The sequence below is a fragment of the Phenylobacterium sp. genome, assembly GCF_004799395.1.
Lineage (GTDB): Bacteria > Pseudomonadota > Alphaproteobacteria > Caulobacterales > Caulobacteraceae > Phenylobacterium.
In genome coordinates, this window is record NZ_SSMZ01000165.1 from 1 (window position 1) to 9,289 (window position 9,289).

General features: G+C 66.8%; 13 protein-coding genes. 7 read left to right on the forward strand and 6 right to left on the reverse strand.

Features of this window, described 5'->3' with window-relative positions:
- Positions 1–222: 222 nt before the first annotated feature.
- On the reverse strand, positions 223–1,290 hold the full coding sequence (locus E8A12_RS10810; RefSeq protein WP_293368507.1) for a hypothetical protein: 1,068 nt from the start codon (positions 1,288–1,290) through the stop codon (positions 223–225).
- A 52-nt stretch (positions 1,291–1,342) separates the two neighbouring features.
- Here E8A12_RS10810 and E8A12_RS10815 point away from each other — a divergent pair, with 52 nt between their 5' ends.
- Entirely contained in the window at positions 1,343–1,972 is a 630-nt protein-coding gene (locus E8A12_RS10815; protein WP_293368509.1) for a TetR/AcrR family transcriptional regulator, read from the forward strand.
- 74 nt (positions 1,973–2,046) lie between these two features.
- On the opposite strand, the gene E8A12_RS10820 is transcribed toward E8A12_RS10815, so the two are convergent.
- From E8A12_RS10820 to E8A12_RS10830, 3 genes are all read right to left on the reverse strand, one after another.
- Positions 2,047–2,751, reverse strand: a complete 705-nt coding sequence (locus E8A12_RS10820; protein ID WP_293368511.1) for a response regulator transcription factor — start codon at positions 2,749–2,751, stop codon at positions 2,047–2,049.
- A complete protein-coding gene (locus E8A12_RS10825; RefSeq protein WP_293368513.1) occupies positions 2,726–3,103 on the reverse strand; it encodes a recombinase family protein in 378 nt (125 codons plus the stop codon). Before E8A12_RS10825 ends, E8A12_RS10820 begins: the two co-directional genes overlap by 26 nt.
- A gap of 68 nt (positions 3,104–3,171) precedes the next feature.
- A complete protein-coding gene (locus E8A12_RS10830) occupies positions 3,172–3,852 on the reverse strand; it encodes a S24/S26 family peptidase (protein ID WP_293368515.1) in 681 nt (226 codons plus the stop codon).
- 65 nt (positions 3,853–3,917) lie between these two features.
- On the opposite strand from E8A12_RS10830, the gene E8A12_RS10835 reads away from it, so the two are divergent.
- The gene (locus E8A12_RS10835) at positions 3,918–4,079 is read left to right on the forward strand and encodes a hypothetical protein (RefSeq protein WP_293368517.1); all 162 of its coding nucleotides are present in this window, start codon (positions 3,918–3,920) and stop codon (positions 4,077–4,079) included.
- 105 nt (positions 4,080–4,184) lie between these two features.
- Here E8A12_RS10835 and E8A12_RS10840 read toward each other — a convergent pair whose 3' ends face one another.
- Entirely contained in the window at positions 4,185–4,832 is a 648-nt protein-coding gene (locus tag E8A12_RS10840; protein WP_293368519.1) for a sensor histidine kinase, read from the reverse strand.
- Between the two features lie 341 nt (positions 4,833–5,173).
- Between E8A12_RS10840 and E8A12_RS10845 the strand changes: the two genes are divergently transcribed.
- The 3 genes from E8A12_RS10845 (at position 5,174) to E8A12_RS10855 (ending at position 6,510) form a co-directional block, all read left to right on the forward strand.
- Positions 5,174–5,410, forward strand: coding sequence for a hypothetical protein (locus E8A12_RS10845; protein WP_293368521.1), 237 nt, complete (start codon positions 5,174–5,176; stop codon positions 5,408–5,410).
- Positions 5,411–5,816: 406 nt separating this feature from the next.
- Positions 5,817–6,086 (forward strand): hypothetical protein, encoded by a 270-nt coding sequence (locus E8A12_RS10850; RefSeq protein WP_293368523.1) that lies wholly within the window; start codon positions 5,817–5,819, stop codon positions 6,084–6,086.
- Positions 6,087–6,240: 154 nt separating this feature from the next.
- On the forward strand, positions 6,241–6,510 hold the full coding sequence (locus E8A12_RS10855) for a hypothetical protein (RefSeq protein WP_293368525.1): 270 nt from the start codon (positions 6,241–6,243) through the stop codon (positions 6,508–6,510).
- A gap of 130 nt (positions 6,511–6,640) precedes the next feature.
- On the opposite strand, the gene E8A12_RS10860 is transcribed toward E8A12_RS10855, so the two are convergent.
- Complete coding sequence (locus E8A12_RS10860) at positions 6,641–7,306, reverse strand: LuxR C-terminal-related transcriptional regulator (RefSeq protein WP_363211966.1); 666 nt, start codon at positions 7,304–7,306, stop codon at positions 6,641–6,643.
- A gap of 300 nt (positions 7,307–7,606) precedes the next feature.
- Here E8A12_RS10860 and E8A12_RS10865 point away from each other — a divergent pair, with 300 nt between their 5' ends.
- Positions 7,607–8,572 carry a GlxA family transcriptional regulator gene (locus E8A12_RS10865; RefSeq protein ID WP_293368529.1) on the forward strand — a complete coding sequence of 322 codons (966 nt, stop codon included), beginning with the start codon at positions 7,607–7,609 and terminating at the stop codon, positions 8,570–8,572.
- Between the two features lie 382 nt (positions 8,573–8,954).
- Positions 8,955–9,185: a helix-turn-helix transcriptional regulator gene (locus E8A12_RS22780; protein ID WP_363211968.1), complete on the forward strand. Its 231-nt coding sequence runs from the start codon at positions 8,955–8,957 to the stop codon at positions 9,183–9,185.
- The last annotated feature ends 104 nt before the right edge of the window (positions 9,186–9,289 follow it).

Below are 9,289 nucleotides of genomic sequence, written 5' to 3' on the forward strand. Positions count from 1 at the left end.
GCCGGGGCCCTCCTGGCGGGGTGGTTCTTGTCTGAGGCGCGCGGCGTATCGTTCTTCACCACCGTGGGCGCCTGGTACGTGGGTGACGCCGTGGGACTCGTGGCGATGACGCCCATTCTGCTGACGATCAGCCAAGTGGCGCTTCGACTTCGGGAGCGCTACGTCCAGTCCTGAACCTGCAGGCCCTGGCCGCCTGTCGCAGTCGCGCCGGCCAGCTTCGTCTCAGCCTGGGCCGATGGTGGTGACGAACCGCAGCCGATCTCCCTTTTGCGTGCACGTGACCGTCACCGGTCGAGCCGCCGCCCAGGCGGGTTCAACCGGCCGCAGGGCCATGATCGCGCCGCCGGCTGAGGGCGTGGTTGCGGCCTGACCGGTGACGAGGTCCGCCGCCCGGTCCATCGAGAGGCCGAAGCGACCCCCCGGGCCAAGGCTGAGCGTCAGCCCGCCGGCGCCCAGCGGCTCCGAGGGGACGTAGACCCGGGTCAGATCCAGCTGGTCGCCCGCGGGGTAGGCCGTGAGGGTTTCGCCGGAGCCGTCGTCCTTGCTCAGGATGAGTTCGCCGTCCGGCGTTCGGGCGTCTATGACATAGTCCAGGCGGTCGCCATCGGGGGTCTCGAATGCCCAGCGGGCTCCCACCTCGGCCCGCTCCGGCGAACTCAGGCGGCGCAGAGCGACCTCGCCGGCCCGCAAGACCCCCATGTCATGGCCTTCGGTGTAGAAGCCTTCCTGAGCAACAAAGGCAGGCGTGCTGAGTTTTTCGGGGAGTCGGTATTCGACGCCGTCGACGATGACCCGCGAGGTCGGGGCCGCCAGGGTGCTCGCACGACGCAGCATCAGGGGCAGGCTGCTGTCGGGGGAATGGCCGGCTGGATCGGTGAGGCCGCCCCGTTCTGGACTTGGCGGGCCTATGGTCTCCAGGTCCAGGATCACCGGCTCGCCGTCGCCCGAGACGAAGGCCAGGCGCGCGCGGCGGGCGTGGCCGGTGTCCTCCAGCGTCAGCTCGATCGGGCGCTGGACGATCTCGCGCTTGGCGCCCTTCATCCGGGTCAGCAGGTGCGGATCGTTGACGTGGTCGATCTGCGTCTGGTCGTGGCGGGTGAGGATCGCGCGGATCGACCAGGCGCTGGCCGCGCGGCGCTGGATCATGGCCTCGACGGCTTCATATTTCGGGTGGCCCTCGATGAAGCCCATGATGTGCAGGTCGTCATGGCGATGCAGCAGCAAGAACGGCTGAACCACGCCGGGCGGCAGCAACAGGCCACGGGCGGCGGCTTCGGTCTGGGCGGTCACCGGGGACCTCTTCGGGTTTGAGTACCAAGTGGTACTGTGACATAGAGTACCCATGAGTACCGCGTCAACCGATGTCGCGCCGGCCGACCCACGGGAGGAGGAGATCCTGCGTGCGGCCTTCGAGGTCTTCACGGCCAAGGGCTTCCACCGCGCGACCATGCTGGACGTGGCCACCGCCGCGCGGGCGTCGAAGGCTACGCTCTACAGCCGGTTCGCCGGGAAAGCGGCGCTGTTCGCGGCCCTGGTGGCCTGGGGGACGCGGCAGGGGGCCGCGGCGCTGGAGGCCATCGCCGACGACGCGACCCTGGATCCGGCGGCAGCCCTGGAGCGGTTCGCCGCGCGACTGTTGGCGCAGATGCTGCAGCCGGAGAAGGTGGCGCTGCTCAGGATCGCTGTGGCGGAGGGCGCGCGCATGCCTGAGGTGGGCGCGATCCTGAGCGGCTATACCCGCGAGCACGGGCTGCGGCTCGGCCGCGTGCTGGTGGGCCGGCTGGTGGCGAAGGGGGTGGTGGAGATCGCCGACGCGGAGGAGTTCGGCCACGCCTTCATCGGCCTGCTGCAAGGCGAATGGGTGACGCATGCGCTGCTGGGCGGGGCCGTGGCGCCGACACCGGAGCAGATCGAGGCGCACGCGCGCCGGGCCATGCGACGCCTGCTTCGCGCCTTCGCGCCGCAGGGCTGACCGCCCCATCCCTGGCTCGTCGCCGGCTCTCCCGGTCTGCCGAGAGGCGCCGCCAGCCAGGGCAGGGCCGGTCTTCAGTTCCGGGTCACGTGGACCTCCAGCATGTAGCCGGCCCCGCGAATGGTTCGGATCATATCCGGCGCGCCTCCGGCCTGCAGCTTGCGACGAAGGCGGCTCATCTGAACGTCGATCGCGCGGTCGAGGACCTCGGCGCCGTCGCTCCTTGTCAACTCGATGAGTTCATCGCGGCTCACAAGTCGCCGCGGCCTTGTGACAAGCGCCAGGAGCAACGCCATCTCCGCAGGGCTCAGTATGCTGGTCGCGCCGGTGGGACCATTCAGGGTCCGCCGAGGGGCCTCCAGGACGCACCCGCCGAACTGGTATCGCCAGGCGGGCGGGATCGACGAACCGCCGGCCCTGCTTCTGCGAAGCACCGCGCGGATTCGGGCAAGGAGTTCGCGCGGACTGCAGGGCTTGGCCAAATAGTCGTCGGCCCCGAATTCGAGACCGAGTACGCGGTCTATCTCCTCACTGACCGCGCTCAGCAGGATTACGGGCGGACCGTGCTGGGCCGCCAGGCGGCGGCAGATCGAAAGGCCGTCCTCCCCGGGGAGCATCACATCCAGAATGACCAGGTCGGGGCGGTCCGCATCCAGGGCCTGATCCATCGCTTGGCCATCCTCGACGCAGGACACCGCGAACCCTTCCCGTGACAGGTATCCGGCAATGCTGGCTCGCAGCCCCTCGTCGTCGTCAACGATGAGGATCGTCGGCCCCATGTTTCAGACAGCCGACCGCCGCATCGGAAGATCCCCATCGCCCAAGCAAACCCAGGACGACGAGATGCGGCGTTCGCCTCAAGGGAATCTGGTCCCCTTCGGGCTCCGAGCGAACGTCAGCGGCACAGTTGCGGCGGCCAAGATGTCCGGTTTCTCGCATCGAGCCGGAGACCGCCGCGCCGCCCATGGCGTCCGCCAAGAGCGCCTTCAGTCCGTGGCGCGTCTTGAAGCCGACCCCGCTGACCCCTTCGTCGGCGTAGGTGCTGACGATCCGATAGCGCCGGCGCCGGGCGTAGGCGGCGACCGCGGGCATTTGGTTCTCGATGGAGTAGCGCTCATGTTCCCGGGACATCCGCACGTCCTGGGCCTCGTTGCGCGGCGGCCTTTGCGATCCTGAAGATCGGCTCACCGGATCGATCCTCAGGCGGCGTGGTGGCGGATGATCCGCCGCGCCTGATAGGGCGGGATGATCGCGGTGATGTGCGCGGCCCAGCGCAGCCGGCAGTCGCGGCGGGTCTCGCCGACGATGCTCTCCAGGTCGAAGCGGTTGGCCTTCGAGCCGCGCAGCAGGCGCTTGACCAACACCTCGTCGGTGTCGGTCTCGACCACCACCACATGGCCCAGCATGTCTGGCGTCGGCGGCGTCCGCTGATCCTCGAAATAGATCAGGCCGCCGTCGTCGGCGAGGCCGCGCATCGAATGCCCTGCGATCAGCAGCGCCACGGCCCTGTCGGTCCCGCCCGGCGGGATTGGGACCAGGTCCCCGGCCGCCTGGCCGGAGGCGAACAGCACGCCGCCCTCGGGGTCGGCGCCGACCCGGCCGATGATCGGGACGAGCCGCTCCGGCGCGCGTCCGCCCCGGGCCGTGCGGCCGGCCTGCCCGGACTTGGGCGGGACGCCGTCGTAGAGCCACTCGGCGCGCACCCCGAACGCCTCGGCGTAGACCTTGGCGCGGCGGAAGGAGAAGGGCGCATTGCCGTTCTCGTTGGAACCATAGGTGTTGGCGTTCCAGCGGAAGGCCGCGACCGCCGCGGCCGCGGTCTTGTATCCGCAGCTCATCCGGGCCTCCTTCAGTCGATCGGCGCGCGCCAGATCCAGCATCCAAGCTCCTTAGGCGACCCCAAAGCGCCTTGCGAGGGTTCTGTATGTTATATACAGTTTCTCCCATGAAGCCGTCAAAAATCTCCGGTGAACCGCAGGAAGACAGCCTCCGCGTCGAGCTGGGGAGCTGGTTCAAGGCCTATGCGACGGGCCGTGGCGTCGTCGCCATTCCGGTGGTCGTGTTCGTGCTCGCCGCTGTGGCCCTGATCCGGGACCATTTCGGTTAGGCCGCCAGGTTGTCATCAAGCCGTTGAACGGCCGGGACAGGGTTCGCCGCTCTTTGAGTGACGGGACGTCGTGACCGAGGCGGGCATCGGCCGCGAAGACCGTCCCTAGGGCGCGATGACGGTGACGGTCAGGCCAAGCGGGCCGCTGTCGAAACCGAGTTCGGCGTCCAGCTGATCGGCGAGGGAACGGATGACCCGCAGCCCCAGGCCGCCATCGACCTGGGGATCGAACCCCTCGGGCAGACCCACGCCATCGTCGGAGACGGACAGGACCACGCCGTCGCCGCGGTCGTCGCGGCAGAGGACGGCCACCCGGCCCGGCGCGCCGGCGGGATGGGCGTATTTCACCGCGTTGGTCACCAGTTCGGTGACGATCAGGCCCAGCAGGGCGGCGGCCTGCGGCGCGACCATGCAGGTTCTCGCATCGCAATTGAGATCGACGGAGCGGGAGTTGCAGACGGACTGGGAAAGGATGCCGCAGATCGAGCGAAGATATTCGCTCACGTCGATCAGGCCGCTGTTTTCGCCGACGGCCAACAGGTGGTGCAGCCGGCCGACTGTCTGGATCCGAACCTCGACCTCCTCAAGCAGGAGGCAGGTCTCCGCCGCTGACAGGGGCTGGCGATCCTTGGAAATCTTGGACGCCTGGAGCCGCACGAACCCCGCGATCAGGGCCAGATTGTTGGCGATGCGGTGGTGGGCTTCACGATGTCGAGTATCAGCCGGGTCGGCTTGAATATCGGTAACGCTCATGACGCAAGATACCTCTGATCGCGACCCGACAGCGATCAAACGACAATGTCCGATATAAGATCCGTATTATCAAGCCGCAATATTGAAGGGTCGAACCTAGGTAACTCACGTCAACTCATAAGAACGCGCCGAAGATGTAGAAGAACATGTTTTATATTTATGACACGCAAGCAAATTCAGCTCCGGAAACTCCTTCGGCACATTTGCGTTCTGTCGCTCATGCGGGGCCTGTGACGCGAAATGAGTAACTGGCAGTCTTGACGGTGTCTGACAAAAATGCTGATTTTTTTCGCGCGCTGCTGCAGAACGCGGCGAGTGGCGAGCACGGGGGCAAGAGGGCTGTGAACGACCTTTCGCGGCCGGAGCGGCTGCAGATCATGCTGACGGAAGAGGAACTGGCGGCGCTGGACGACTGGCGGTTCGCACGGCGGATGCCGAGCCGGGCGGCGGCCGTGCGGGAGCTGCTGAAACGAGGCTTGGCCGCCGAGGGGGTCGCCCTGCAGGGCGCACGCGCCAAGTCGTCGGACTACGGGGTGATCGAATCCAAAGCCGAGCCCGGCGACGGGACGGCAAGCTAATCCGTCCTTCGGTCAGCATTGAAACCCCACAGGCTGGGCTCGCAGTTTTCCTGCGCCACCTGATTTAACCGTGCGCCGTGGTGCGCGCCGGCGCCACTTCATGCATCGGGCCTGGCGGGAGATGAAGCCGGGCCGCTGGCGGACCCGCCGCCCTCCGGCCTGAAGAGATGTCGCGCTTCCGATGATCGCTATCGCCCGAACCCTGTCCGCCCTGGTCCGCGCCCTGGCCGCCCGCCGGTCCGCGAAGGGGCCACTGCCGCCCACACGGCATTCGCGGCGGGAGCGGCTCAGCGACCTCGCCGGCTAGGCCCAGAGGGATGCCGCGCAACCTAGCGAGCCGAACGGCGTTGGGTTGGCCAGCGCCCTTGCGCCTTCGCGCCAAGGACGATTTGGAGATATCCCCCAAGTGAAGATCACCCTGACCACAGCGGCGATTGCCGCTGTCATCGGCATCGGCGGCCTGGCCCTTACGGCCGGAACCGCCTCGGCCCGCGTCGTCTGCAACGCCGAAGGCGACTGCTGGCACACCGACAGCGACGCCACCTATCCCAATGTCGTGCTGCAGTCGCACCCTGACGACTGGTACTTCCACCAGAAGTGGGACGACCAGCATCACTTCCGCGACTACCACGAAGGCCGCGGCTACTACGCCCACGGCGCCTGGGTCCCGCGCTGAGTTTCCGGTCCAGCAAAGTCACGGCGAAGGGCGGTCTTCGGGCCGCCCTTTTTCGTTCGCAGATCGGGGTTACGCGCAACCGGGACCGAGGGTGCGGCGTTTCTAGACGATCCGCCACGGCGCTGGCCGATGGCGTATTCGGAGAGGAGCCCTCATGAAGATCACCCTAGCCTCTGCGGCCCTGGCCGCTCTCGTCGGCGTCGGCGGCCTGGCTGTCAGCGCCGGCGCCGCCTCGGCCCACGTCGTCTGCAACGCCGAGGGCGACTGCTGGCACGTGGACAATCGCGTCGACTATCCGGGCGTCGCGCTCACCTATCACCCCGACGACTGGTACTTCCACCAGCACTGGGACGATCGCCACCACTGGCGCGACTATCACGACGGCCGTGGCTACTACGCCCACGGCGCCTGGGTGCCGCGCTAAGCCGCGAAGCCCAGTTGAAACATGCGAAAGGGCGGTTCTCGGGCCGCCCTTTTTCTTGGCCTAGCGGCGGGCTTCGCGACCGCTTCGACCCAATGCGCACATCATCGAAGCCTTCATCGGGCCGCAACCCTCAGAGTCCCGCGGCGATCCCGATTCGAATGAGGTCGCTGAGGCTGCGCGCGCCCGTACGCGCCATGATGGCGGCGCGGTGGCTCTCGACGGTGCGGGCGCTGAGGCCTAGTTCGTGGGCGATCGTCTTGTTAAGCTTTCCGGCCATCACTTCACGGAGGACCCCGCGCTGTCGCGGGGTCAAGGTCGAGACCCTGGCCGTAGCGGCGGCGCTTGCCGGCAATGCCGACGAACGATAGACGCCCGCCTCCAGGGCATGCCCGACGGCGTCCGCAAGCGTTCCCCACCCCACTGGCCGGTCCAGAACGTCGGCGGCCCCCAGCTTCATCGCCGCCACAGCCAGCGCGACGTCGCCGCAGCCGAAGACCACCACAGGATGATTTGGCGCGGCCAAGCGCAACCGATCGAGGAGCTCGATGGCGCTCCACGTCGGGCCGGCAAGATCGAGGATTACGCAGCCAGGCTCCAGCCAAGGGGCAGCGGCCACGAGGGCTTCCGCCGACGGGTGGCGACGCGTCCGAAATCCCTGTGCGCCCATCCAGAGGGAAAAGCCGGCGCGCGAGACGACTTCGGCGCCCACAAGATGGATCCAAGTCGGCGCTCGGTCGGCTTTGGGCTCGGGCTCGGGCTCGGGCTCGCAGGAGTTGGAAACGCGGAACCTGGTCATGACCTAGTCGCAAAACCTCGCGTGAATCGTTGCACGAGCCACAGATCGGCGTTCGGCGAGGCGTCTCAAGGGAAGATAGGGGCGCTTATTCAGCCAGATTAGCGCTGGATCGCGCCATTCGACCTGCCGGCGTAATTCGAACCTTCGCCTAGACGCGTCTGGCTTTGACTAGAGGCCGGGTTGCACCGCCCATTCCTCTGCGGTCACGGCAAATGCGTTACTCGCCGGCGGCGTCGAGTGATAGGCTCCGCCTTAAGGGCAATGATTTCCGTTGCCCGCCAGCTGCGGAAGCCTGTTCCCATGTTGGTGGCGATCCTCGTTCCACCAGTCAGGCCCCACCTGGTGGAGATCGCTGCGATCGCCGACGCGTTTTCCGAGGCGAACGCTCAGACGGGCCAAGACCACTATCGCGTCCGTTTGATTTCCGAGCATCGGGAACCGATCCGCACCTCGTCGGGCCTGACGATTGTGGCGGACGCCACGTTGGACGAGTTCAGCGAACAGATCGACACGCTGATCGTTCCCCCGACCCACGGCGTACCACTTCCGCCGAGCCCAACCGTGACGGAGTGGCTTCGAACCCAGGCGCCTCGGACGCGAAGGTACGGTTCGGCCTGCACTGGCGCCTTCATCCTTGGCGCGGCCGGTCTGCTGAACGGACGGCGCGTCACGACCCACTGGCAGTATGCCCGCGACCTGGCCGCTCAATATCCCGACGCGATGGTCGAGCCCGACCGGATTTTCGTCCGAGACGGGCCGATGTTCACCTCTGCCGGGGTCACGGCAGCGTTTGACCTGATGCTTTCCCTTATCGAGGAAGACCTCGGGCGAGACGCAGCGTTGGCGGTCGCGCGCTTCATGGTCATGTACCTCAAGCGCCCGGGGGGGCAGTCGCAGTTCAGCGCCCAGCTGGCGGCGCAATTCGTCGCCCGCGAACCGATACAACGCGTGCAGCAATGGATCCGCGAGCACCTGCGACAGGATCTCTCCGTCGCCCAGCTGGCTCATGAAGTGGGAATGAGCCAGCGCAACTTTGCGCGCGCGTTCGTGCAGGAGTCGCATGTGACGCCCGCGCATTTCGTCGAATTGACCCGCATCGACGAGGCGCGGCGGCTTCTCGAGGAGACCAAGCTGCCCGTCCAGCGCGTGGCCCTCGACAGTGGCTTCTCCGGCACGCAGGCCATGCGCAAGGCGTTCTGCCGTCGGCTTGAGGTCACCCCGAGCGAGTACCGCGAACGTTTTCGGACGACCGGCGACAACGGTTAAGCCGCTGAAGGCCCACTGGCCGATGATGCCCTCGAATTGGCAGGAACTGAACCGATCTGCCGGTTGAAGGCCGGGCGCGGCTGCGGATGCTCTCGCGCTTTGTTCCGTCCTGACGAAATGGCTTCCCTAGATGTCCGATTGGATGTGCCCAATTTGTGGGAGCGACCTCGCTGTGCTCGGCCTCAGCCTTGAAACCGAGCAGCCGCTTGGTGTGGCCCTGGCGCTCGCTGTTTCGCTTGTAAAATTGCTCGAGCGGGCCGGGGGCCCGGCCCAGGCCGCCATGCCATTCCCAGCGCGGGAGCCGATCCGGCGAGTCCGGCATTGGATCCACGACAATCTCGGAGAGGACCTCTCTGTCGCCCAGCTGGCCCGCAGGGCGGGGATGAGCCAGCGCAATTTTGCGCGGGCGTTCGTGCAGGAAACCGAGATGACTCCAGCGGAGTTCGTGGAACTGAGGCGTATCGCCGTCGCACGCCGGCTCCTCGACACATCGGCCCTTGGGTTGCAGCAGATAGCATTCGAGTGCGGCTTTTCCAGCACCCAGGCGCTGCGGCGCGCCTTCCTCCGCCGGTCCGGCGTCACGCCAAGCGAATACCGGAGAGGTCGAAAGTAATCTATGGTTAAGCTTAACAACTACCGCTGGAATGGCAGAAATAGCCTCTGCTTTGGCTGAAACTGAACTCTGCGGATTGTTGAAAAATCTATGGAACAGAGATA

Bases quoted from the DNA above. Each gene is read 5' to 3' on its own strand.
- E8A12_RS10815 (WP_293368509.1), top strand. From the start codon at position 1,343: ATGAGTACCGCGTCAACCGATGTCGCGCCGGCCGACCCACGGGAGGAG.
- E8A12_RS10820 (WP_293368511.1), bottom strand. From the start codon at position 2,751: ATGGGGCCGACGATCCTCATCGTTGACGACGACGAGGGGCTGCGAGCC.
- E8A12_RS10825 (WP_293368513.1), bottom strand. From the start codon at position 3,103: ATGTCCCGGGAACATGAGCGCTACTCCATCGAGAACCAAATGCCCGCG.
- E8A12_RS10830 (WP_293368515.1), bottom strand. From the start codon at position 3,852: ATGCTGGATCTGGCGCGCGCCGATCGACTGAAGGAGGCCCGGATGAGC.
- E8A12_RS10835 (WP_293368517.1), top strand. From the start codon at position 3,918: ATGAAGCCGTCAAAAATCTCCGGTGAACCGCAGGAAGACAGCCTCCGC.
- E8A12_RS10840 (WP_293368519.1), bottom strand. From the start codon at position 4,832: ATGAGCGTTACCGATATTCAAGCCGACCCGGCTGATACTCGACATCGT.
- E8A12_RS10855 (WP_293368525.1), top strand. From the start codon at position 6,241: ATGAAGATCACCCTAGCCTCTGCGGCCCTGGCCGCTCTCGTCGGCGTC.
- E8A12_RS10860 (WP_363211966.1), bottom strand. From the start codon at position 7,306: ATGACCAGGTTCCGCGTTTCCAACTCCTGCGAGCCCGAGCCCGAGCCC.
- E8A12_RS10865 (WP_293368529.1), top strand. From the start codon at position 7,607: ATGTTGGTGGCGATCCTCGTTCCACCAGTCAGGCCCCACCTGGTGGAG.
- E8A12_RS22780 (WP_363211968.1), top strand. From the start codon at position 8,955: ATGAGCCAGCGCAATTTTGCGCGGGCGTTCGTGCAGGAAACCGAGATG.